General features: G+C 66.9%; 21 protein-coding genes and 1 tRNA gene. 9 read left to right on the top strand and 13 right to left on the bottom strand.

Translation table 11 applies throughout. The annotated features are described in order from the left end of the window. Positions 1-24: 24 nt before the first annotated feature. From ACODTB_RS05090 to ACODTB_RS05075, 4 genes are all read right to left on the bottom strand, one after another. Positions 25-831, bottom strand: a complete 807-nt coding sequence (locus ACODTB_RS05090) for an ABC transporter permease (protein ID WP_291115280.1) — start codon at positions 829-831, stop codon at positions 25-27. After that, a complete protein-coding gene (locus ACODTB_RS05085; RefSeq protein WP_291115281.1) occupies positions 821-1777 on the bottom strand; it encodes an ABC transporter permease in 957 nt (318 codons plus the stop codon). The genes ACODTB_RS05090 and ACODTB_RS05085 overlap by 11 nt, the downstream gene beginning before the upstream one ends. Then, the gene (locus ACODTB_RS05080; protein WP_291115282.1) at positions 1774-2790 is read right to left on the bottom strand and encodes an ABC transporter ATP-binding protein; all 1017 of its coding nucleotides are present in this window, start codon (positions 2788-2790) and stop codon (positions 1774-1776) included. The genes ACODTB_RS05085 and ACODTB_RS05080 overlap by 4 nt, the downstream gene beginning before the upstream one ends. Positions 2791-2933: 143 nt before the next feature. Beyond that, on the bottom strand, positions 2934-4121 hold the full coding sequence (locus ACODTB_RS05075) for an ABC transporter substrate-binding protein (protein WP_291115283.1): 1188 nt from the start codon (positions 4119-4121) through the stop codon (positions 2934-2936). Positions 4122-4332: 211 nt separating this feature from the next. On the opposite strand from ACODTB_RS05075, the gene ACODTB_RS05070 reads away from it, so the two are divergent. Beyond that, entirely contained in the window at positions 4333-5253 is a 921-nt protein-coding gene (locus ACODTB_RS05070) for a LysR substrate-binding domain-containing protein (protein ID WP_291115284.1), read from the top strand. A gap of 406 nt (positions 5254-5659) precedes the next feature. Here ACODTB_RS05070 and ACODTB_RS05065 read toward each other — a convergent pair whose 3' ends face one another. Further along, the gene (locus tag ACODTB_RS05065; RefSeq protein WP_488929138.1) at positions 5660-7405 is read right to left on the bottom strand and encodes an acetate--CoA ligase; all 1746 of its coding nucleotides are present in this window, start codon (positions 7403-7405) and stop codon (positions 5660-5662) included. A 35-nt stretch (positions 7406-7440) separates the two neighbouring features. On the opposite strand from ACODTB_RS05065, the gene ACODTB_RS05060 reads away from it, so the two are divergent. From ACODTB_RS05060 to aqpZ, 7 genes are all read left to right on the top strand, one after another. Further along, positions 7441-8358 carry an alpha/beta fold hydrolase gene (locus tag ACODTB_RS05060; RefSeq protein ID WP_291121837.1) on the top strand — a complete coding sequence of 306 codons (918 nt, stop codon included), beginning with the start codon at positions 7441-7443 and terminating at the stop codon, positions 8356-8358. Positions 8359-8420: 62 nt separating this feature from the next. Beyond that, positions 8421-8966, top strand: coding sequence for a hypothetical protein (locus ACODTB_RS05055; RefSeq protein ID WP_291121838.1), 546 nt, complete (start codon positions 8421-8423; stop codon positions 8964-8966). 78 nt (positions 8967-9044) lie between these two features. Beyond that, positions 9045-10149 (top strand): peptide chain release factor 2 gene (prfB, locus tag ACODTB_RS05050; protein ID WP_291121839.1). Its coding sequence is split into 2 segments (ribosomal slippage): positions 9045-9125 and positions 9127-10149, totalling 1104 coding nucleotides; the frame shifts between segments, so codons are not numbered across the junction. A gap of 3 nt (positions 10150-10152) precedes the next feature. Then, positions 10153-12849, top strand: a complete 2697-nt coding sequence (gene pepN / locus ACODTB_RS05045; RefSeq protein ID WP_488929137.1) for an aminopeptidase N — start codon at positions 10153-10155, stop codon at positions 12847-12849. A 14-nt stretch (positions 12850-12863) separates the two neighbouring features. Further along, positions 12864-13871, top strand: a complete 1008-nt coding sequence (locus ACODTB_RS05040; protein WP_488929136.1) for a class 1 fructose-bisphosphatase — start codon at positions 12864-12866, stop codon at positions 13869-13871. A gap of 28 nt (positions 13872-13899) precedes the next feature. Further along, a tRNA-Thr gene (locus ACODTB_RS05035) sits at positions 13900-13975 on the top strand. A gap of 142 nt (positions 13976-14117) precedes the next feature. Next, complete coding sequence (aqpZ, locus tag ACODTB_RS05030) at positions 14118-14822, top strand: aquaporin Z (protein WP_488929135.1); 705 nt, start codon at positions 14118-14120, stop codon at positions 14820-14822. A gap of 33 nt (positions 14823-14855) precedes the next feature. Here the strand turns inward: aqpZ and ACODTB_RS05025 are convergent, their stop codons facing one another. Then, entirely contained in the window at positions 14856-16103 is a 1248-nt protein-coding gene (locus ACODTB_RS05025) for an NAD(P)/FAD-dependent oxidoreductase (protein ID WP_291121216.1), read from the bottom strand. A gap of 220 nt (positions 16104-16323) precedes the next feature. On the opposite strand from ACODTB_RS05025, the gene ACODTB_RS05020 reads away from it, so the two are divergent. Then, positions 16324-17295: a porin gene (locus ACODTB_RS05020; protein ID WP_488929134.1), complete on the top strand. Its 972-nt coding sequence runs from the start codon at positions 16324-16326 to the stop codon at positions 17293-17295. Between the two features lie 233 nt (positions 17296-17528). On the opposite strand, the gene soxB is transcribed toward ACODTB_RS05020, so the two are convergent. The 7 genes from soxB to ACODTB_RS04985 form a co-directional block, all read right to left on the bottom strand. Further along, a complete protein-coding gene (soxB, locus tag ACODTB_RS05015; protein ID WP_291121220.1) occupies positions 17529-19253 on the bottom strand; it encodes a thiosulfohydrolase SoxB in 1725 nt (574 codons plus the stop codon). 89 nt (positions 19254-19342) lie between these two features. Continuing rightward, entirely contained in the window at positions 19343-19993 is a 651-nt protein-coding gene (soxX, locus tag ACODTB_RS05010) for a sulfur oxidation c-type cytochrome SoxX (protein WP_291121222.1), read from the bottom strand. A gap of 16 nt (positions 19994-20009) precedes the next feature. Continuing rightward, positions 20010-20816, bottom strand: coding sequence for a sulfur oxidation c-type cytochrome SoxA (soxA, locus tag ACODTB_RS05005; protein ID WP_488929133.1), 807 nt, complete (start codon positions 20814-20816; stop codon positions 20010-20012). A gap of 126 nt (positions 20817-20942) precedes the next feature. After that, positions 20943-21254 carry a thiosulfate oxidation carrier complex protein SoxZ gene (gene soxZ, locus ACODTB_RS05000; RefSeq protein WP_291121223.1) on the bottom strand — a complete coding sequence of 104 codons (312 nt, stop codon included), beginning with the start codon at positions 21252-21254 and terminating at the stop codon, positions 20943-20945. A gap of 60 nt (positions 21255-21314) precedes the next feature. Beyond that, positions 21315-21770 carry a thiosulfate oxidation carrier protein SoxY gene (soxY, locus tag ACODTB_RS04995; protein ID WP_291121225.1) on the bottom strand — a complete coding sequence of 152 codons (456 nt, stop codon included), beginning with the start codon at positions 21768-21770 and terminating at the stop codon, positions 21315-21317. A 37-nt stretch (positions 21771-21807) separates the two neighbouring features. Further along, positions 21808-22137 carry a c-type cytochrome gene (locus tag ACODTB_RS04990; RefSeq protein WP_291121227.1) on the bottom strand — a complete coding sequence of 110 codons (330 nt, stop codon included), beginning with the start codon at positions 22135-22137 and terminating at the stop codon, positions 21808-21810. 115 nt (positions 22138-22252) lie between these two features. Then, positions 22253-23389 carry a c-type cytochrome gene (locus tag ACODTB_RS04985; protein ID WP_488929132.1) on the bottom strand — a complete coding sequence of 379 codons (1137 nt, stop codon included), beginning with the start codon at positions 23387-23389 and terminating at the stop codon, positions 22253-22255.

The raw sequence follows: 23389 nt of genomic DNA, 5'->3' as shown, positions 1-23389 counted from the left end.
CGTCGGGGTGGAAGGGGTTCGGGCTCAGCGCCCGTTGGGTTGTTCGTCGGCGCGCGTCAGGTAGTACGCGGCCAGGATGGGAATGAAGGTGAGCGCGATGATGACCACCGCCACCACGTTGGTGACCGGCCGCTGGCGCGGACGGATCAGCTCCTGCAGCATCCAGATCGGCAGCGTGGTCTGCTGGCCGGCGGTGAAGGTGGTGACGATGACCTCGTCGAAGCTCAGCGCGAACGCCAGCAGGCCGCCGGCCAGCAGGGCCGAGCCGAGCTGCGGCAGGATCACGTAGCGAATCGTCTGGAAGCTGTCGGCGCCCAGGTCCATCGAGGCTTCGATCAGCGAAGGGCTGGTGCGCCGCAGCCGCGCGACCGCGTTGTTGTAGACCACCACCACGCAGAAGGTGGCGTGACCGACCACGATGGTCCAGAAGCTGAACGGGATCTCCATGGTGTGGTACGCGGTGCGCAGGGCGATGCCGGTGACGATGCCGGGCAGCGCGATCGGCAGGATCAGCAGCAGCGAGATCGCATCGCGTCCGAAGAAGCGCGTGCGCGCCAGACCGGCTGCGGCCAGCGTGCCCAGCACCATGGCCATTGCAGTGGCGATCAAGGCGACGCGGAACGACAGGCCGATGGCTGCCCACACGTCTTCGCGCGCCCAGGCCGCGGCAAACCATTGCGTGGTGAGGCCGGGTGGCGGGAACACGTAGCTCTTGTCCTCGGCGCTGAAGGCATAAAGGATGATGAGCGCGAGCGGGATGTGCAGGAACAGCACGCCGGCCCAGGTCGCGGCCTTCAGGCCCCAGCCGGCTTTGGACGGGTCAGAGCGCATCGAAAGCCCCCAGGCGTTTGGCGATCCACAGGTAGACGCCGATGACCACGATGGGCACCAGCGAGAACGCGGCGGCGAACGGCACGTTGCCCGCCACGCCCTGTTGGCGGTACACCACCTGGCCGATGAACAGCGTGGAGTCGCCGATCACCTGCGGAATGATGTAGTCGCCCAGCGTGAGCGAGAAGGTGAAGATGGAACCCGCCGCGATGCCCGGCATGGCGAGCGGAAAGATCACCTTCCAGAAGGTGGTGCCGCTGCGCGCGCCGAGGTCGCTCGAGGCTTCGAGCAGCGAGCCGGGGATGCGCTCGATGGCGGCCTGGATCGGCAGGATCATGAAGGGCAGCCACATATAGACGAACACGATGAAGGTGCCCAGGCGCGAGAACGAGAGCGAGTTGCCGCCGATGCCGGGTGTGGACAGCACGAGATCGAGCAGCCAGGTCATGTGCACCTCGGCCAGCACCCAGGAGATCGCGCCCTCCTTGGCCAGCAGCAGCTTCCAGGCGTAGAGCCGCACCAGGTAGCTGGACCACAGCGGCAGCATCACCGCGATGTAGAGCAGCGCCTTCTGCGGGCCGCGCGCATACCGTGCCATGCAGTAGGCGATGGGAAAGGCGATGAGCCCGCAGGCCAGCGTGACGCTGACCGCCATGGCCACGGTGCGCAGCACCACGTCCACGTTGGCGGGGTCGGTCATCTCGCGGAAGTTCTGCAGCGTGAAGCGCGTGCGGTCCACCACGCCGGAGAACTCGTCGAGCGCAAAGAAGCTGTTGGCCAGCAGCGCGAACAGGGAACCGAGGTAGATCACGCCGAACCACAGCAGCGGCGGCCCGAGCAGCGCGGCCATCAGCAGGCCACGGCGGGTGTAGAGCAGGTCCGAGAGCCGGCGCAGCGCGCCGCTGCGGGGCATCGGTGGTACCGAGGCGGACAGCGCCAGGCTCATGGCGCTGCGCCTGGCTGCAGCGGGTGCACGGCATCGGCCTGCCAGTGCAGGTGCACCGTGTCGCCGGGCACGGGCAGTTCGGGGTGCAACTCGGGGTTGAGATCCACCGAGATGGCCTCGCCACCCCAGTCCACCCGAACGCGCGAGAAGGAGCCGAAGTACTGCGCGTCGATCACCGCGCCGCTCAGGCGCGCCTGCGCCGAGGCACCCAGGCGGATGCGCTCGGGCCGCAGCATGACGCTGTCCACGCCCGCGATCTCGCGCGCCCGCGCGCCGTCGAACACATTGGCCGCGCCCACGAACTCGGCCACGAAGCGCGTGGCCGGCCGGTTGTAGATCGCCTGCGGCGCGCCCACCTGCTCCAGCCGGCCGTTGCTGAACACGCCGATGCGGTCGCTCATGGACAGCGCCTCGTGCTGGTCGTGCGTGATGAAGAGAAAGGTGATGCCCAACTGCCGCTGCAGGGCTTTCAGCTCGGTCTGCATCTGCTCGCGCAGCTTGAGGTCGAGCGCGCCCAGCGGCTCGTCGAGCAGCAGCACCTGCGGCTGGTTGATCAGCGCGCGCGCCAGCGCCACGCGCTGGCGCTGGCCACCCGAGAGCTGGCCCGGGCGGCGCTCGCCCACGCCCGAGAGCCGCACCAGGTCCAGCATCTGTTCGGCGCGCGCGTGCCGCGCCGGCTTGTCCACGCCCTGCACCATGAGGCCATAGGCCACGTTGTCGCGGATGTTCATGTGCGGGAACAGCGCGTAGTCCTGGAACACCGTGTTCACCGGCCGCGCGTACGGCGGCAGGTGCGACACGTCCTGCCCGCCGATGAGGATGCGGCCCGAGGTCGGCAGCGTGAAGCCGCCGATCATGCGCAGGCAGGTCGTCTTGCCCGAACCCGAAGGCCCGAGCAAGGTGAAGAACTCCCCGCCTTCGATGGTGAGGTCCACGCGGTCGACCGCGCGCACGGCCTGCGCGCCGGAGCCGAACACGCACGAGACAGCTTCCAGGGTGACAGCGACGGTCATGAAATAGATTCAGAAGAGGCGGCGAGAGAGAAGTGGCGCTTCATCCAGAGATGCCGAGGAACCGGCTTTGCCGGGCCTCAGGCATCGCCCCCTTGAGGGGGTGGCGCGAAGCGCCGCGGGGGTGTGCCGTCTCGAAGGCCGCTTCAGCGGCCGCCGAGAACGGCTATATAGTCCGAGACCCACTTGTGGTACGGCACGCAGTTGTTGTTCTGCGTGGTGCACTTGCTCGTCGGCGTCTTCCAGAACGAGATCTTGTCGAAGCTGTTGTAGCCCTGGTTGGCGCAGCCCTGGTCGCCCAGCAATTTGTTGCCCTTGCAGGCCGCAGGCACCGATGGCACCGAACCGAACCAGGCCGCGAGGTCACCCTGCAGCTTGGTGTTGAGCGAGTGCTCCATCCACAGGTAGGCGCAGTTGGGGTGCTTGGCGTCGGCGTGCAGCATGGTGGTGTCGGCCCAGCCGGTGGCGCCTTCGGCGGGCACCACGGTGGCCACGGGGCGGTTCTTGCTCTTGAGGATGTTGGCCATGAACTGCCAGCTGCTGGAGGCCACCACGCCTTCGTTGGTGAAGTCGTCGATCTGCACGAAGGCGTCGTGCCAGTACTTGCCGACCAGCTTGCGCTGGCCGCGCAGCAGGTCGAGCGCGGCCTTGTACTGGGCCTCGGTGAGTTCGTAGGGGTCCTTGATGCCCAGGGCCGGGTTCTTCTTCATCAGGTAGAGCGCGGCGTCGGCGATGTAGATCGGGCCGTCGAAGGCCTGCACGCGGCCCTTGTTGCTCTTGCCATCGGGCAGTGTGGTTTCCTCGAACACCACGTTCCAGCTGGTGGGCGGCTTGTCCTTGAAGACGGTGGTGTTGTACATGAGCACGTTCCAGCCCCACTGGTAGGGCGTGCCGTAGTGCGTGTTGTTCACGTAGTGCCAGGGCGCTTTCTGCAGGCGCGGGTCCACCGTCTTGTAACTGGGGATCAGGTCCACGTTGACGGGCTGCACCTTCTTGCCGGCGATCAGGCGCATGGAAGCGTCGCCCGAGGCGGTGACGAGGTCGAAGCCGCCTTCGTTCATGAGCGCCACCATTTCGTCGGAGGTGCCGGCGGTCTTCACGTTGACCTTGCAACTGGTCTTTTTCTCGAAGTCGGTGACCCAGTCGAAGTTCTTGTCGGTCTGGCCGCGTTCGATGTAGCCCGCCCAGGCCACGATGTCGACCTGGCCTTCGCCTTTGCCCAGTTTCTTGAGGGCCGACTGCGCCTGCGCGGCGGGGGCCAGGGTGGCCAGGGTGAGGGCCGTCGTCAGCAGACCCGCGACGGTGCGGGCGAGGGGGCGTTGTGCGAGTTTCATGGATCGATCACCTCTGGGTTGATAGCGGTTTCAGAAACGCAGCCCACCGCCCGGCGGGCCGACTGCAGCGCATCGTAGGAAGGCCGGCCGTGCTTTCAAAATTCAATATTGCTGCGGTAAGCTATCTCGAAAATAGGGAGCAAGGGTTTACCCATATCTTTTTTGCACCGCAACAGGGCAGCCCTCCCTGGCGTGGTGCGCAGGCCCCCGCATGAACCGGCACATCACGCTCAAGCAGTTCCGCTACTTCCTGGCGGTGGCCGAATCGGATTCCGTGGCCGCGGCTTCGCGCATGCTGAACATCGCGCAGTCGGCGATCACCAAGAGTGTGCTGGAACTGGAGGACGGGCTGGGCCTGGTGTTGTTCGAGCGCAGTCCGAAGGGGATGCGGCTGACGCCGGAGGGGCACCGTTTCCTGGTGAAGGCGCGGCGGGTGATCGGCGCGGTGGCGGATGCCACGCGGGGTGTGCACCAGGGGGCGACGCCCTTGGCCGGTTCGCTCACGATCGGGGTGACGAGTCTGGTGGCGGGGTACTACCTGTCGGAGGTGTTCGCGCGGTTCCGGCGCACGTGTCCGGGGGTGGATCTGCAGGTGGTGGAGGATGCGCCGCCCTTTCTGGAGCACCTGTTGATCAACGGCGAGCTGGACATCGCGATCATGGTGAGCAATGCGCTGGGTGAGCCGCAGGCTTTGGTGGCGGAGACGCTGACGCGGTCACCGAACCGGGTGTGGATGGCGGCGGACCATCCGCTGGCGTCGCAGGCGGAGGTGGGCTTGGCGGAGTGCGCGGGGCACGATCTGGTGGTGTTGCAGGCGGACCGCATCGAGTTGCTGATGCGCAGTGTGTGGGCACGCCATCAGCTGAAGCCGCGCACGGTGTTGCGCACGTCCTCTTTGGAAGCGGTGCGTTCTTTGGTGGGGGTGGGGGCCGGGCTGGCGGTGCTGCCGGATTTTCTGTACCGGCCTTGGACACTGGATGCGGAGCACGTGGAGGTGCGGACTTTGCGCGATGCCGTTCCGACTGTGGATGTGGGACTGGTGTGGCGGCGGGGGTCCCAGCCCCGGGCGGAGGTGCTGGAGTTCATCGAGGTGGCTCGGGATCAGTCTCGGTCTCGGCGGCCTCTCGCCTGAAGGCCTTCTGGCATGGACCTCGCGCTGCCGGATGGCGGGGTCCGCGTTCTCCGGCGCTGCTCGCGGGTGTCTGCCCGGGTCCGCCGCCATGACTTCATCAACCCCACCCCCTCGCTCACCCTCTGTAGCAACCGCGAATGGGCGCCTGCGCCCGCGAACCCCACCATCCGTCGAGAGGGAGGGAATGGAACGCCATTCAAGTGAAACTTGAATTCAACCACTTGAACACCACCATGCCACTGGGTCGATGGTGCGGGTGGGCGGGCGCAGGCGCCCATTCGCGGTTGCCACAGAGGCGGCTTGAGGCAACCGTGTTGACGAAGCGATGTGTGAGCGCCCGGGCAGCCGCCCGCGAGCAGCGCCGGAGAACGGCCACCCGCACCAGCGGCCCCGCACCAACGCAACGCTAGAAAGACGAGCGCGCCCTCTCCTCCTCCAGCAACCGCAAAACCCGCCGCTGCACCTTCCCCGTCGTCGTCATGGGCAAAGCATCGATGAACTCGATCTCCTTGGGGTACTCGTAGGGCGCCAACATCCCCTTCACATGCAGCTGAAGCGCCTTCACCAGCGCATCGTCCCCGGCGCACCCCGGGGCCAGCACCACAAAAGCCTTCACCACCGCCCCGCGTTCGGCATCCGGCTTGGGCACCACCGCCGCATTCGCCACCGCAGCGTGCTTCACCAGGCAGTTTTCGATCTCGCTCGGCCCGATGCGGTAACCCGCCGCCTTGAACACATCGTCCGCCCGCCCCTGGTACCAGAGATAGCCGTCGGCATCGCGCGTCGCCAGATCGCCCGTGCGGCACCAGCTGTCCGCCGGATCGCCCGTGTACTTCGCGCGCGTCGCACCCTCGTTCTTCCAGTAGCCGAGAAAAAACACCGGGTCGGGATGACCATGCACATCCCGCCGGTGCACCGCCACATCCCCCAGCACCCCTACCGGGCATTCCCGGCCTTCACCGTCCAGCACCGCCACCCGGTGCCCCGGGTAAGCCTTGCCCATGCTGCCCGGCTTCGCCGGCCATAACGGCGCGCAATTGCCCACGATGTAATTGATCTCGGTCTGGCCGAACATCTCGTTCACCGTCACCCCCAGCTGATCGCGGCACCATCCGAACACCGCATCCCCCACCGCCTCGCCGGCGCTCATCAGCGCCTGCAGCTTCAGCCGGTAGCGCGGCCGCACCACCGGCACCGCCTTCATCATCGCCTTCAGCGCCGTGGGAAACAGAAAGCTGTGCGTCACGCCGTGCCGCTGCATGAGCTCGAACGCCAGCTCGGGTGAGAAGCGGCCGTTGTGCCCCACGATGGGCCGGCCGAAGTACAGCGTGGGCAACAACGCATCCATGAGTCCACCCGTCCAGGCCCAGTCGGCCGGTGACCAGAACACCGCCTTCGACACCACCGAGGCATCGAAGGGGTCAAAGCCGAACCAGTTCTGGCTGCACACGAAACCGCTCAGATTGCCGATCAGCGCACGGTGCGGAATCAGCGCGCCTTTGGGGTTGCCGGTCGTGCCGCTGGTGTAGATCAACACGGCGGCCTCGTCGGCATAGGTGTTCACGGGCACGAAGTCCGTGGGCTCCTGCGCCAGCAGCTCGGTCCAGTCCAGGTCGGCGCGCATGCCCTCGGGCGTGCCGTCGCCATCGAGCCCGATCACCGCGCGCAGCAAGGGGCAGCGCTCGCGCACGCCCAGCAGCGCGGGCAGCGAAGGCTGGTCGCAGATGGCCACCACGGCCTCGCTGTCGTGCAGCCGGTATTCCAGTGCATCGGGGCCGAACAGCTGCGACAGCGGCATGCCCACCGCGCCCAGCTGCAGCACCGCCATGTAGGCCACGGCGGTCTCGAAGCGCTGCGGCAGCACGATGGCCACGCGGTCGCCGCGCTGCACGCCCAGCGCAGCCAGGGCGTTGGACAGGCGGTTGGCCTGGTCCATGAGTTCGGCGTAACGGTGGTGGCGCGGCTCGCGGCCCGGCGCGCAGGCGATCACCGCCGTGCGCAAGGCGGTGGCGGGCCGCTCGGCCCAGCGCCGCATGCAGACATCGGCGATGTTGAAATGCGTCGGCACCTGCCAGCCGAAGCGCCGGTGCAGGTGGTCGTAGAGGTCCTTCTCGGACTGGGGGGACTTGTCTCTGGCTTGACTCGATCGCATGGCCGGTCTCCGTCTCGTTCTCTATGATCGATCGAATGTACCAAGCCCGGAAACCATCCCGCACCGAATTCGTTCCGGTGCGCCACCTGAACTACCACGTGCGCCAATGGGGCCAGCCCCATGCCACGCAGGCACCGCTGGTGCTCGTGCATGGCTGGATGGACGTGTCCGCCTCCTGGCAGTTCGTGGTGGACGCGATGCGCGGCGATCGCTGGATCATCGCGCCCGACTGGCGCGGCTTTGGCCTCTCCAAGGCGGACGGCCCCGCGCCCGACAACTACTGGTTCCCCGACTACCTCGCCGACCTCGACATCCTGCTCGACCACTACGCCGGCGAACGCGCAGTGGACCTCGTGGGCCACAGCATGGGCGGCAACGTCGCCATGATCTACAGCGGCGTGCGGCCCCAGCGCATCCACCGCCTCGTCAACCTCGAAGGCTTCGGCATGCCCGAGACGCGGCCCGCGCAGGCGCCGGGGCGCTATGCGCAGTGGATCGACGAGGTCAAGGCCCTGCACCGGGGCGAGAACGGCCTCAAGGCCTACGGATCGGTCGACGGCGTGGCGCAGCGCCTCATGAAGACCAACCCGCGCCTGCCGCGCGACAAGGCCGACTGGCTGGCGCGCCACTGGGCCGCGCCGAACGCCGAGGGTGGCTGGGAGATCCTGGGCGACGCGGCGCACAAGGTGGTGGGCGCGAACCTGTACCGGCTCGACGAGGCGCTGGAGCTGTACCGCCGCATCAGCGCGCCCGTGCTCTCGGTGACCGCCAGCGACGACAGCCTGAGCCTGTGGTGGAAAGGCGCCTTCACCCTGGCCCAGTACCACGAACGCATCCAGGCTGTGCCCCGGCTGCGCAGCGCCGAGGTGCACGACGCCGGGCACATGATGCACCACGACCAGCCCGAAGCACTGGCCGGCCTGATCGAGGATTTCCTCCAGGCCCCGGGCTGATGTACGGATTGTTGCAGTCGCAACGCGGGTGGCGTGCATACTTGTGACCTATGGTTTTCAGCTTGCCCACACCCCCAGCCCGCCCCACTCCTTCACGCGCCCTGGCCACCTTCGCCCTGCTGGCGGCGCTGTCCTCGCCGGCCCTGGCCATCGACTGGACGCTGTGCCCCGGCATCAACGACCCCGTGGCCGAAGGTGCGACCGAACCCCGCTACGAGGGCTTTTTCTCGCCCTACACGCACCACTGGTCGCACGATCCGGAGCACAAGCCGGTGTTCGCCTTCAGCCTGAGCCGCCTGCTGCCCAACGACCGCAGCTGCGGCATCAGCCTGTTCCGCAACTCCTTCGGCCAGCCCTCGGCCTATGCCTTCGTGGGCAAGCAGTGGCCCGGCCTGCTGCCCAGCCAGCCCAAGGTGTATGTGTCGGTGACGGCCGGCATCCTGTACGGCTACGTGGGCCAGTACAAGGACAAGGTGCCCCTGAACGTGGGCGGGTTTTCACCCGCGATCATCCCGGCGGTGGGCTACCAGCTCTCACCCCGCTCCGCCCTCGAAGTCCAGATCCTGGGCACCGCGGCCTTCATGGTCGGGGCGAAGTGGCGCTTCTGACATCGGACGCCGCCTGCGGGCCCGGGCCGGCCATGAGAAAATCGCTGTCTTTGTACACAGACAGCAGGAAACAGTCCCATGGAAGCCGAACGCAGCAACGCCATCCGAAGCCAGCTCGAAGACCTGACCACCCGGGTGGTCGAGCTCCGGAGGTATCTTTGACTACGATGCCAAGGCATCGAAGCTGAAGGAAGTCGAGTCCGCGCTCGAGGACCCGACGGTCTGGAACGACCCCAAGCGCGCCCAGGACCTGGGCCGCGAGAAAAAATCCCTGGAAGACGTGGTGCTGGTGCTGGACCGCCTCACCGGCGAGCTGGCCGACAACACCGAGCTGTTCGAGATGTCGAGCGAGGACGGCGACACCGCCGGCCTGCTTACCATCGAAAGCGAAGCCGCCAAGCTGGCCGCCGAGGTGGAGAAGCTCGAATTCCGCCGCATGTTCAACAACCCGGCCGATCCGCTGAACTGTTTCGTGGACATCCAGGCCGGTGCGGGCGGCACCGAGGCCTGCGACTGGGCCAGCATGCTGCTGCGCCAGTACCTCAGGTACGCCGAACGCAAGGGTTTCAAGACCACCATCGAGGACGAGACCGAGGGCGACACCGCCGGCATCAAGAGCGCGACCATCAAGGTGGAAGGCGAGTACGCCTTCGGCCTGCTGCGCACCGAAACCGGCGTGCACCGCCTGGTGCGCAAGAGCCCGTTCGACTCCTCGGGCGGGCGCCACACCTCGTTCGCGTCCATCTTCGTCTACCCCGAGGTGGACGACTCGATCGAGATCGACATCAACCCGGCCGACGTGCGCACCGACACCTTCCGCGCCTCGGGCGCGGGCGGCCAGCACATCAACAAGACCGACTCGGCCGTGCGCCTCACGCACATCCCCACCGGCATCGTGGTGCAGTGCCAGGACGGCCGCAGCCAGCACAGCAACCGCGACGTGGCGTGGAAGCGCCTGCGCTCGCGCCTGTACGACCACGAAATGCGCAAGCGCATGGAAGAACAGCAGAAGCTCGAAGACAGCAAGACCGATGTGGGCTGGGGCCACCAGATCCGCTCGTACGTGCTGGACAACAGCCGCATCAAGGACCTGCGCACCAACGTCGAGATTTCCGCCACGCAGAAGGTGCTGGACGGCGACCTCGACCCCTTCATCGAAGCATCACTCAAACAGGGAGTTTGATCCATGAGCTCATTGCGTGAAGGCCCCACCACCGTGGTGCGCCGCGAGGACTACGCCGCCCCGGCCTACTGGATCGACACCGTCGATCTCAGCTTCGACCTGGACCCGGCCAAGACCCGCGTGCTCAACCGCATGCGCCTGCGCCGCAACCCGGACGTGCCGGCACAGGCCCTGCGTCTGGACGGCGAAGACCTCAGCGTCGCCCGGGTGCTGGTCAACGGGGCCGGCTGCTCCTTCAAGATCGAAGGCAGCCAGCTGGTGCTGGAGAGTCTCCCCGAGGGCAGCGAGGCCTTCGACCTGGAGATCTTCACGATCTGCGTGCCCGAGAAGAACACGCAGCTCATGGGTCTGTACGTGAGCCAGGGCACCTTCTTCACGCAATGCGAGGCCGAGGGCTTCCGCCGCATCACCTACTTCCTGGACCGCCCGGACGTGATGGCCAGCTACACCGTGACGCTGCGCGCCGACAAGGCCAAGTACCCGGTGCTGCTGTCCAACGGCAACCTGGTGGAAGAAGGCGCCCTGCCCGACGGCCGCCACTTCGCCAAGTGGGTCGATCCGCACAAGAAGCCGTGCTACCTGTTCGCCCTGGTCGCCGGCCAGCTGGTGGCGCGCGAGCAGCGCATCACCTCGCGCAGCGGCGGCAAGCACCTGCTGCAGGTCTACGTGCGCCCCGGCGACATGGACAAGACCGAGCACGCGATGAACTCGCTCATCGCCAGCGTGGCCTGGGACGAGGCCCGCTTCGGCCTGCCGCTCGACCTGGAGCGCTTCATGATCGTCGCTACCAGCGACTTCAACATGGGCGCGATGGAGAACAAGGGCCTCAACATCTTCAACACCAAGTACGTGCTGGCCAACGCCGCCACGGCCACCGACACCGACTTCGCCAACATTGAATCGGTGGTGGGCCACGAGTACTTCCACAACTGGACCGGCAACCGCGTCACCTGCCGCGACTGGTTCCAGCTCAGCCTGAAGGAAGGTCTCACCGTCTTCCGCGACCAGGAATTCAGCATGGACCTGTGCGCCGAGCCCTCGGCGCGCGCGGTCAAGCGCATCGAGGACGTGCGCGTGCTGCGCACCGCACAGTTCCCCGAGGACGCCGGCCCCATGGCCCACCCGGTGCGGCCCGACAGCTACTCCGAGATCAACAACTTCTACACCGTCACCGTCTACGAAAAAGGCGCCGAGGTCGTGCGCATGATGCAGACCCTGGTCGGCCGCGAGGGCTTCGCCAAGGGCATGAAGCTGTACTTCGAGCGGCACGACGGCCAGGCCGTCACCTGCGACGACTTCGCCCAGGCCATCGCCGACGCCAACCCCGAGAGCGACCTGCACCGACTGCTGCCCCAGTTCAAGCGCTGGTACAGCCAGGCCGGCACGCCGCACGTGCGCGCCGAAGGCGTGTACGACGCCGCCGCGCGCAGCTACACGCTCACGCTGTCGCAAAGCTGCATGCCCACGCCGGGCCAGGCGGCCAAGGAACCCTTCGTGATCCCGGTCTCGCTCGGCCTGCTCAGCCCCGAAGGCCAGCAACTGCCCCTGCAACTGGCGCACTGGACGCAAGCTGAGGCCGGCAGCCGCACCTTCGTGCTCACCCAGGCCAGCGAGAGCTTCACCTTCGTGAACCTCGACAGCGCGCCCGTGCCCTCGCTGCTGCGCGGCTTCTCGGCCCCCGTGGTGCTCGAATGCCACTACACCGATGCGCAGCTGCTCACCCTGCTCGCGGCCGACCCTGACCCGTTCAACCGCTGGGAAGCCGGCCAGCGCCTGGCCCTGCGCCGCGCGCTCATGGCCATCCTGGCCGAAGGCCCGGCGTCCACCGCCCCGCTCGACGGCGCCTTCCTCGGCGCCATGCGCGACGTGCTGCGCCACCAGCACCTGGACGCCGCGTTCAAGGAACTCGTGCTCACGCTGCCGAGCGAAACCTACATCGCCGAACAGCTCGCCGAGGTGGACCCGCAGCGCGTGCACGCGGTGCGCGAAGCCATGCGCGAACAGCTCGCCACCGCCCTGCAGGACGACTGGGCCTGGGCCTTCGAGCACCACAAGGACAACGGCGCCTACCACCCCGACCCGGTGAGCACCGGCCGCCGCGCGCTCGCCGGCCTGTCGCTCACCATGCTGTGCCTGGCCGCGCGCCACCACGGCGACGCCGTCTGGCCGGGCAAGGCCTACCAGCACTTCAAGGACGCCGGCAACATGACCGACCGCTTCAACGCGCTGTCGGCCCTGGTGGTGAGCGAACACGCGCTCGCCCGCGATGCGCTGGCCCGCTTCCACGCCCTGTTCCGCGACGAGGCCCTGGTGCTCGACAAGTGGTTCGCCCTGCAGGCGGGTGCGCCCGACCGTGCGGGCAACGTGCTGCCGACGGTGCGCAAGCTCATGGCGCACCCGGACTTCAACCTCAAGAACCCCAACCGCGCGCGCAGCGTGATCTTCAGCTACTGCAGCGCCAACCCGGGCGCATTCCACCGCGCCGACGCGGCGGGCTACCTGTTCTGGAGCGAGCGCGTGGTCGAACTCGACGCCTTCAACCCGCAGGTTGCCGCCCGCCTGGCGCGCGCGCTCGATCGCTGGAAGAAGCTGGCCGAACCCTACCGCGGTGCGGCGCGCGAAGCCATCGCCCGCGTGGCCGCCAAGCCCGACCTGAGCAACGACGTGCGCGAAGTAGTAACCCGCGCCTTGGCCGATTGACACGGAAACCCCACATGACCCAACGCATCTCCCTCACCCGCTACCTCGTCGAACAGCAACGCGTCGACGGCCACATCCCCTCCCAGCTGCGCCTGCTGCTCGAAGTGGTGGCGCGCGCCTGCAAGAGCATCAGCCAGGCCGTGAACAAGGGCGACCTCGGCGGCGTCCTCGGCGCGGCGACCACCGAGAACGTGCAAGGTGAAGTCCAGAAGAAGCTGGACATCATCGCCAACGAGGTGCTGATCGAGGCCAACGAATGGGGCGGCCACCTCGCCGCCATGGCCAGCGAGGAAATGGACAGCATCTACGTGGTGCCCAACCGCTACCCGCAGGGCGAGTACCTGCTGCTGTTCGATCCCCTGGACGGCTCCAGCAACATCGACGTGAACGTCAGCATCGGCACCATCTTCAGCGTGCTCAAGAAGCCCGACGGCAGTGCCGGCGTGAGCGAGCAGGACTTCCTGCAGAGCGGCGCCCACCAGGTGGCCGCTGGCTATTGCGTGTACGGCCCGCAGACCACGCTGGTGCTCACCGTGGGCGACGGTGTGGCCATGTTCACGCTCGACCGCGAGCAGGGCTCCTTCGTGCTGACCCAGGAAAACGTGAAGATCCCGGCCGACACCAAGGAATTCGCGATCAACATGAGCAACATGCGCCACTGGGACACCCCGGTGAAGCGCTACGTGGATGAATGCCTCGCCGGCCAGGAAGGCCCGCGCGGCAAGGACTTCAACATGCGCTGGATCGCCAGCATGGTGGCCGACGTGCACCGCATCCTCACGCGCGGCGGCATCTTCATGTACCCCTGGGACAAGCGCGAACCGAACAAGCCCGGCAAGCTGCGCCTGATGTACGAGGCCAACCCCATGAGCTGGCTGATCGAACAGGCCGGTGGCGCCGCCACCAACGGCCGCGAGCGCATCCTGGACATCGTGCCCGGCAAGCTGCACGAGCGCGTCAGTGTGATCCTGGGCTCGAAGAACGAGGTCGAGCGCGTCACCGCCTACCACCGGGAAGCCTGATCCACATCGGGCTATAATCTTAGGCGTTGCCGGTGTAGCTCAGTCGGTAGAGCAGCTCATTCGTAATGAGAAGGTCGGGTGTTCGATTCATCTCTCCGGCACCAACAAACGCTGAAAAGCCCGCCATGAAATCCATGGCGGGCTTTTTCTTTGGGGCGGCGCGGCCGTGCGCGCGCCCGTCGGCGTCGACCTAGAATCCGCCCACGCCCTGTGGCAACAGGCCGAACAACCCGACTTGGAGACAGCATGGAACACAGCAATCTGAAGAAGTGGTCTGCCGAATTTCTGGGGACCTTCTGGCTGACCTTGGGCGGCTGCGGCAGCGCGGTGCTGGCGGCGGCCTTTCCCCAGCTCGGCATCGGCTTCACCGGCGTCTCCCTGGCTTTCGGCCTGACGGTGCTGACCGGCGCCTACGCCTTCGGACCGATCTCCGGCGGCCATTTCAATCCAGCGGTCTCGGTGGGCCTCGCACTGGGGGGCCGCTTCCGCGCGGCCGAGCTGCCCGGTTATGTGATCGCGCAGGTGCTGGGCGCCGTGGTGGCGGCCGGCGTGTTGTACCTCATCGCCACGGGCAAGCCGGGCGCCAGTGTGGGCGGCTTCGCCACCAATGGCTACGGCCCGCACTCGCCCGGCGGCTACGGCCTCACGGCGGCGCTGATCACCGAGGTGGTGCTCACCGCCGTGTTCCTGCTCGTCATCCTCGGTGCCACGGCCAAGCGCGCGGCCGCCGGTTTCGGCGGCCTGGCCATCGGCCTGTGCCTGACCCTGATCCACCTGATCTCGATCCCGGTCACCAACACCTCGGTCAACCCGGCGCGCAGCACCGGCCCGGCGCTGTTCGGCCCGGCCGTCGCACTGGACCAGCTCTGGCTTTTCTGGCTGGCGCCGATCGTGGGTGCCGCGCTGGGCGCGCTGATCTGGCGCTCGCTGCTGGCCGCCGGCGACGACTGAACCGGCCGGGCGGCCGCGCCTCGCTCGGCCCGCCTACGCGAACCGGGCCGGCGAAAACGGCCGCACGTCCACGCGCGGCGTGGCGCCGGTCATCATCGCTGCCAGCAGCTCCCCCGTCACCGGCCCCAGCGTGAAGCCCTGGTGCCCATGGCCGAACGCGCACCACAGGCCGGGCACCGAGGGCACGGGGCCGAAGACGGGCTTCATATCGGGCATGCAGGGGCGCGTGCCCATCCAGGGTTCGGGGTCCACGCGCTCGCCGAGCGGGAAGCTCTGGCGCGCGATCGCCTCGGCGGCATCGATCTGCGTCGGCGTTCGCGGCGCGTCGACGTTCGCGAGTTCGGCGCCGGTGGTGAGGCGCAGGCCGTCCTTCATGGGCGCGACCACGTAGCCGTATTCGGCATCGATGACGGTGCTGTGCAGGGTCTTTCCCGGCAGGCGCGCGTAGTGCATGTGGTAGCCGCGCTTGGGGATCATGGGCGCCGTGTAGCCAAAGCGCGAGGTCAGCTGCAGGGTCCAAGGGCCCAGCGCCACCACCACCTGCTTCGCCGAGAGCGTGCGCCCGTCGGCGGTGTCCACCTGCCAGCCGCCCGAGCCGCTCTGGCGCAGGCCCAGGGCGTCACCCAGGTGCACCGCGCCACCGCGTTGTTCGAACAGGCGCGCATAGGCCTGCACCAGGTCGCCCGGGCTGCGGATGGCCACGGGGTCGGTCCAGCGCACCGCGCCGGCGAACTCGCCCACCAGCGCGGGCTCTTCGCGCGCCACGTCCGCGCCCGTGAGCTTGAGGTGGTGTACGCCGGCCTGGGCGCGCTCGTCGGCCACTTCGAAGAATTCGTGCAGTTCGCGCTCGCTGCGGTAAAGCATGAGGTAGCCCTGCCCCGCCACGAGATCCTCGGCGCCCGCGTCGCGCATCAGCGGCGCGTGCGTGTCCAGCGAGAGCGCAATCAGGGTCTCGTACTCGCGCGAGATCCGCTGATAGGGGCCGGTTGCCGAGTGGCGGTAGTAGGACCACAGCGGGCCCAGCATGCGCGCGGCATCACCGGCGTGGTAGCGCACGTCGACGCGCTGGTTGGTGGCCCCCGACAAGAGGAAGCCGAGGTCGCGCGGCAAGGCATAGGGTGCGATGGCTTCGCGCTGGATGATGCCGGCGTTGCCGTAGGAGGTTTCGAGCCCGGGCGCACGGCGATCGAGCAAGGCGACGGACTGGCCCCGGGCCTGCAGGTGCAGCGCGCAGCCCACGCCGACCATGCCCGCGCCGAGAACGATGATGTCGTGTGTCATGGTGCAGGTCATTCTAGTTGCTGCCCTTTTTATGGCGCGGTGATGACAGCCCTGGCACGTCGCAGGGCCATGTGTTGTATCTCGGGGCAAACCCGCTTGCGGGCGGCCGGTGTCACAGAGTTTTCGCCGCACTTCGATGAAATACGCAGGACTTCCTGCATGGTGCAGGGAGCAAGGGGACCTCCACGGGTCCCCCGTGCAATTTCATCGGAGCATCCAAATGAAGAAGAGCCTCGTCGCTCTGGCCGTTCTGGCCACCACGGGCGCCGCCCTGGCGCAGTCCAACGTCACGCTGTACGGCCGCATCGACACCTCGATCGGTTCCAACAAGGTCAATGGCGTGAGCAGCACGCAGATGTTCAGTGGCAACCTGTCGTCCACCCGCTGGGGCCTGCGCGGCAGCGAAGACCTGGGTGGCGGCCTCAAAGCGATCTTCGGTCTGGAGCAAGGCTTTGACAGCAGCGCCGGCACGCAAGCCGCTGGCAGCGCATTCGATCGCCAGTCCATCGTCGGCCTGAGCGGCGGCTTCGGCACGGTCAAGCTGGGCCGTCACGACACCTCGTTCGACGACATCCGCGACCTGAGCGTCAGCAGCAACCTCTGGGACTCGGAATTCAGCCCGACCAAGATCGCCTACACCGCCGGTGTGGCCGACTACTCGAGCCGCGCCAGCAACCAGATCCGCTACGAATCGCCGTCCTTCGGCGGCTTCAGCCTCGGCGCCAGCTACGGCCTGGACGAAGACGCGACCGTGAAGGCCGACACCACCGCGTTCAACCTGCGCTACCGCGCCGGCAATCTGGATGTGGGTGTGGGCTACCAGGAACAGAAGGCCAACAACCGCGAGTACACCACCGTCGGTGGCGCGTACAACTTCGGCGTGGCCCGCCTGTCGGCCGGCTACAACCGCGCTGAAATCAAGAACGGTGCCAAGGCCAACGGCTACGCCATCGGCGTGAACGTGCCGGTGGGCAACCTGGACTTCTCGGTGGGCTACGCCTACAGCAAGGCCGAGAACACCGCAGGTGCCACGACCGCCAAAGGTTCCGCGCTGTCCGCTGGCGTGACCTATGCCCTGTCCAAGCGCACCCGCGTGTACGGCGCCTACCTGGATGGCGACGTGGAGAACGGCGCTGGTGTCACCACGACCGACCGCCGCATGTACTCGGTCGGCGTGCGCCACGATTTCTGATCGGGCGCTCCCGCGTCAGTAAGTTACTTCCTTACCTTTTCCAAGGTTTCATGCCTCTCGCCCGGCAACGGGCGGGAGGCTTTTTGCGTTTTACCGAGCCTCAACGAGAGAGGCAACCCTCACCAGGGGCACCGAGGGTCCGGCTGCGCCGGCCCCAGGTGTCGTTCCCCCTCGAAGCGCCGAAGGCGCGCCACGGAGGGGGGAAGCCGCGAAGCGGCGCAGGGGGGTGTTTCTCACCCCGCCATGCCTGGGTTGCCTTCCATGCCGATGATTCGGGGGCTGTTGATCTTCACGCCCTTGATGACCTTCTTGTCACGCAGGTAGCCCGAGACCACGTCCCAGATCGGCTCGCCCTTGGCGCCTTCCTGCACCGACGCCCAGCCCGCGACCTTGTACGTCTTGCCGGCTTCAATGGGCTTGCCCTTGAGCATCATGTTGTTGATGCGCTGGCCCATCGCCGCCTTGGGCGAGACCGTGTACTGCATGCCGCCCACGCGCACCATGTCGCCGCCCTGCTGGTAGTAGGGGTCGGGGTTGAAGATGTTGTCGGCCACGTCTTCGAGGATGGTCTTGATCTGCTCGCCGGTGAACTCGTTGAGCGTGGTGGCCGGGTAGGTCATGGCCATCTGGTCCATCATGCGCTCGTAGGTGATGGTGTCGCCCGGCAGCAGCGAGGTGCCCCAGCGCACGCCGGGCGAGAAGGCCATGTCGGCGCCCTTGTTCTGCATCAGCGCGTCGCAGATGAGCTGATCCCACGAGCCGTTGAAGTTGCCGCGGCGGTACAGCAACTCTTCGGTGACGGCGAGCTTCTCGTCGAGCTTGTCCTTGTAGGGCGCGCGCACCTTGTCGATGAAGGCCTGCATCTCGGCGTCGGCCGGCAGCAGGTTGGAGAACACGGGCATCAGCTTGTAGCGGAAGTCCTGCACCTTGCCGCCGCGCACATCGAAATCGAGCACACCCAGGAACTTGCTGTTGGAGCCGGCGTTGGTCACGAGCGTCTGGCCGCCACCGTTCTTCACGATGGTGGGGGCAGGCATGCCGTCGTGCGTATGGCCGCCCAGGATGGCGTCCACGCCGCGCACGCGCGAGGCCATCTTGATGTCCACGTCCATGCCATTGTGCGAGAGCACCACGACGACCTGCGCACCTTTGCCGCGCACTTCGTCGACCATCTTCTGCATGTGCTCGTCCTGGATGCCGAAGGTCCAGTCGGGCACCATGTAGCGCGGGTTGGCGATGGGGGTGTACGGGAAGGCTTGGCCGATCACGGCGACCTGCACACCGTTCATCTCGCGCATCGCGTAGGGCTTGAAGACCATGTCCTCGAAGTCGGTGGTCTTGATGTTCTGCGCGAGGAATTCCATGTTCCCCTTGAGATCCTTCTCCACGATCTCCTGCACCCGCTTGGCACCGAAGGTGTGTTCCCAGTGCGAGGTCATCATGTTCACACCGAGCAGCTTGCAGGCGTCGACCATGTCCTGACCGTTGGTCCACAGCGAGGTGGCCGAGCCTTGCCAGGTGTCGCCGCCATCGAGCAGCAGCGCGTGCGGGCGGCTGGCCCGCAGCTGCTTGACCAGCGTGGCCAGGTGTGCAAAGCCACCCACCTTGCCGTAGGTCTTCGCGGCCTGGCTGAAGTTGAGGTACGAGAACGCGTGCGCATTCGCGGTGCCCGGTTTGATGTTGAAGTGCTTGAGCAGCTTCTCGCCCACGATGTGCGGCGCGCGGCCCACGGCCTCGGCCACGCCGAGGTTGACGCTGGGCTCGCGGAAGTAGATCGGCTGCAGCTGGGCGTGGCAGTCGGTGAAGTGCAGGAAGCTCACGTTGCCGAAGGTCGGCACGTCGTACAGCTTTTCACCCGCGCCGGGCGCGGCGGCCAGCACATCGCGGTGGTTCAGGGCCATGCCGGTGGCGCTGGCCACGGCGAGCACCTGCATGAATTCACGGCGACTGAAACTCATCTCTGTCCTTGATTGATAACTGATGACTGATATTTGAGCGAAATTTTTTTGAAGGGCCCCGGCTGCGCTGCGCAGCCGGGGCCGATCGCTCACTTGTTGACGGGCGAGGCCGGGTCCAGCAGCAGGGCCATCACGTCCTTGAGCTGCTTCTCGTTGAGGATGGCCATGTGCCCAACGCGCGGCATCTGCGAGCAGGCGTTGTAGGCGCGCGAGTTCCAGAGCTTGCCCCAGGTGTACTCCACGATGGCCTTGCCGCCGGCGCTGTTCGGGTCGGTGACGCCGCGCAGCTTGCCGTAGTTGTACAGGCTCGGGCCCAGGGTGCCAAAGGAGATCTCTTCCTTGCTGATCTGGTGGCAGTTGTAGCAATTGCCGCCGTTGGCGTCACCGGCCTTGTCGGTCCAGGTCATGCCCCGGCCGCTCTGCGCGATCTTCTCGCCCTCTTTCCAGTCACCCAGGAACTTGCCGTCGCTGGGCCACTTTACGGTCTTCATATTGGCCGCTTCGATGGCCTTGGCCACGGCCGGGTCGATGGTCTTGCCGGCGACGTCGGCGGCTGCGCACTCGCGGTTGGCGTCGTCCTGCACCAGGCGGTCCACCTTGGCGATGCCGCGGTCCTGGAAGGAGTTCTTGATGATGTCGGCCGCGGCCTTGTCGTACTCGGCGGCCGAAGGCGACACGGTGCACGCGGAGAGCGCGAGGGCCGCCACGGGCAGCAGGGCGAATGCAATGGCTTTGTTCATGGTCGGTGTCTCCGGTTCAGCGCTTGATGGCGGGCACGATGGACTCGGCGGTCTTGGCGTTCACGCCCATGTAGACACCGAGTGCAATGGTCGCGTCGCTGCCGAACTTGGGCTCGGGGAAGCGCTGCTGGCGGAAACAGTCGTTCAGGCGCAGCTGCATGCCCCACATCTGCGAGTTGGACACGCGGTAGGCCGGCCAGGCCGCGAAGCCGATGCCGTCGCCCGGGTTCTTGGTGAGGTTGGGCAGGTCCTGCAGGCGGATGCGCTTGTCGCTCTCGCCGTGGCAGGAGGCGCACGAGAAGTCGTGCGTGCCGCCGCGCGTGAAGAACATGCGCTTGCCGGCTTCGTACATCAGTTTTTCCTGCGCGTGCGATTGCGGCAGGTTGAAGCGCATGCCCTTGGAAGCGGTCGCCACGTAGGTGGCCAGGGCCGTCAGGTTGGCCATCTCGCCGCGGCCGAACGGCGTCTTGGCGATCTCGGCGCCGTTGAAGCCCTGCAGCGTTTCCATGCAGGTGATCAGGCGAGTCTCCAGGTCCTGCACGCGGCCGGTGTCCTTGAAGAAGCGCGGCATCTCCACGAAAGCGCCCTTGATGACCCCCGGGCCCTTGCCCAGATCACACTGTTCCAGCGAGGCGTTCTTCGGACCCCGCTTCTGTTTCCAGAGTTCTTCCCCCTTCATCTCGAACAGTTCGGCGGGGTTGCCGTCCTGCAGCATTTCCCGGTATTTCGCGATGCCTTCGGCGGTCGCGTCCTGGGCGTGCACGGCGCCAGCAGCCATCAGGCCACCGAACACCAGCGCGGCTGAAGCAAGCTGGAATTTCATGGGGAGTCTCCTCGTTGTTATCAAAAAAGGCGGTGGGGCGACACTTCCAGAGTCACCGCGGAACCGGCTTCGCCGGGCCGCTGGTGACGCCCCCTGGAGGGGGTCGCGCGAAGCGCGGCGGGGGTGTTATGCGATCGTCGCTTCGTCGGTGCGCGTGTCGCCCTTGGTGTCGACCCACTTCACGGAGACCTTGTCGCCCTTGGCTGCGCCCTTGAACTTGAAGGACAGGAAGGGGTTCTGCGCCACCGAGCCGGTGAACAGCGAGCTCAGCACGACCTTGCCGTTGTGCGTGGCCTCCACTTCCTTGATGAAGTGGGCGGGGATGAGGGCACCCGCCGCGTCGCGCCGCGTGCCGGGTTCCATGACGTGGGACATGAGGATGCGAACGGTGGTTTCGTCACCGGCGAGAGCGGCGCGGATGCGCATCGGATCGGCCATGATGGACTCCTGGATATCTGTGAATGGGTTGCGAGGGGAGACGTGGGATTCGGGGGGCGATCAGCCGCCGCAACCACCCAGCGTGACCTTGGTTTCCTTGGTGGCCGAGTAGAGCTTGCCATCTGCCTTGACCACGGCGATCACGTTGCTGCTCTGGCCCATCTTCAGGCGGGTCTGCACGTCGGCGGCGGTGCCGGCGGGGATGATGAAACCGGCCGACAGCGGCATCGGGTTCTTCTCGACGATCAGGTAGATTTCGGTGGTGTTGGGCAGCTTGCTGGTGGCGCCCACGGGCACCACGGCGCCGTTCTCGGCGATGTCGGGTGCAACCACGGTGACCTGGTCGCTGTTGGCGGGCGTGCCGCCCACGGCCTTGAGTGCCTCGGCCAGGGTCTTCACTTCGAAGCCGGCGCGGTCCACGGCAGCTTGCGCCTGGCTTTGGGTGATGAGACCCAGCGACACGAGCGTGGCGAAGGCTCCGGTGGTCTTGAGGGCGACTCGGCGTGAGTTGTTCATGGGGAGCTCCTGGTGAGAATGAAAAAACGCGGTGAGTTTACTGGGGGGCCCCAGCAAGGATCCAGCCGGCAAGCAGTTTGAGCTCGTCGTCCTTCAGATTCGGTTGTGGGGGCATGGGCACCGGGCCGTAGGCCCCTGAACCACCCGACTTGATGCGCGCCGCCACGGCGTCCAGCGCACCCGCCTGTCCCTTGTGCTTGGCGGCCACGTCCTTGAAGGCCGGGCCCACCAGCTTCTTGTCCACCGCGTGGCAGGCCATGCAGGCGCTCTTGGTCGCCAGCGCCTTGGCGGCAGCGGCGTCCTGGGCGTGGGCACCCGCGCTCCAAAGCGCGCCGGATGCTGCCAGGCACAGCAGGATCGATTTCATGGACATAGCGTACGGTCTCCTTGTCGTGGGGGGAATGGGGTTTACGAGTAAATGCAAATATTTAGAAGCATACCTTTCGTCGCCGAAAGGCCGCTTCCCGGGCGCCCAATGGCCTTCACTTCGCGCCGTTGACGATCCACTGCGCGATCGAGCGCGCGTCGGCTTCGCTGAGCTGGGGCTGCGGGGGCATGGGCACGGCGCCGTACACGCCCGAGCTGCCGCCCTGGATCTTGCCCATCAGGTAGGACTCCAGATCGGCCTTGCCCTTGTGCTTCGCGAGGATCTCGGTGAAGCCCGGGCCTACGATCTTGTTGCTCATGCCGTGGCAGGCGGTGCAGCTGTTGGCGCCGAGCAGGGCCTTGGGGTCTTTCACCGCCGGGGCGGCCGCGACCACCACGGCGGCAGGCGCCGGCCCACTGCCCACCGGCCCCTTGGGCGGCGGCTTGGTGGTGTCGGCGCCGCGCACCGGGCCGATCACGCGGTTCTGCTCCTGGATGTTGCCGTGCGCATCGCGCGCGAAGTCCGGCAGCGAGGAGCGGATGGTCGCCTCGACCGGGCAATCCTTCATGCAAGCCACGTTTTTCACGTCGCCCTTGCCTTCGAGCTTCCACAGCGGCTCGTGGAACACCATGCCGTTGCGGTTGGGCATGCGCTTCTGCACCTCGGCGATGTTCTGGTCGCTCAGCGTGAAATCGGCCGGCACCACCTCGGCCAGGCTCAGCAGGTAGGCCGTGACGGCGTAGACCTCGTCGGTCTTGAGCGTCTTGGGCGCGTTCCAGGGCATGGCGCGGTTGATGTAGTCCCACAGCGTGGAGAGCGTGGCCACCTTCATCATGGTGGTCTTCTGGGGGAAGATGCTGCCGGGCTCGAGGTTCTTCACCCGGCCGCGCTCGATGTCGGCCTTGGTCGTGCCACCCACGATGGGGGTGAACACCTCGTTCGATTCGCCGAAGCTGCCGTGGCAGGACGCGCATTGCGCTTCCCACACTTGCTCGCCCAGGGCCACCGAGCCCGCGCCCTTGGGCAGGCCCTTGAAGTCCGGGCGCACGTCGATGTCCCAGGCCTTCACCTCGGCCTTGGTTGCGTCCCGGCCCAGGTCGTGCCAGGGCTTCGTCTGAGCCAGCGCGCTGCCGGAGAAACCGATGACGAGCGAAGCGAGGAAAGTTCCAGAAACACCGCGGAACCGGCTCTGCCGGGCCGCAGGTGTTGCCCCCTTGAGGGGGTCGCGCGAAGCGCGGCGGGGGTGGTTCAT

Source organism: Hydrogenophaga sp. FG152 (assembly GCF_057809615.1).
Note: the sequence above shows the minus strand (reverse complement) of the source record. Positions and strands in the feature narration are given on the sequence as shown.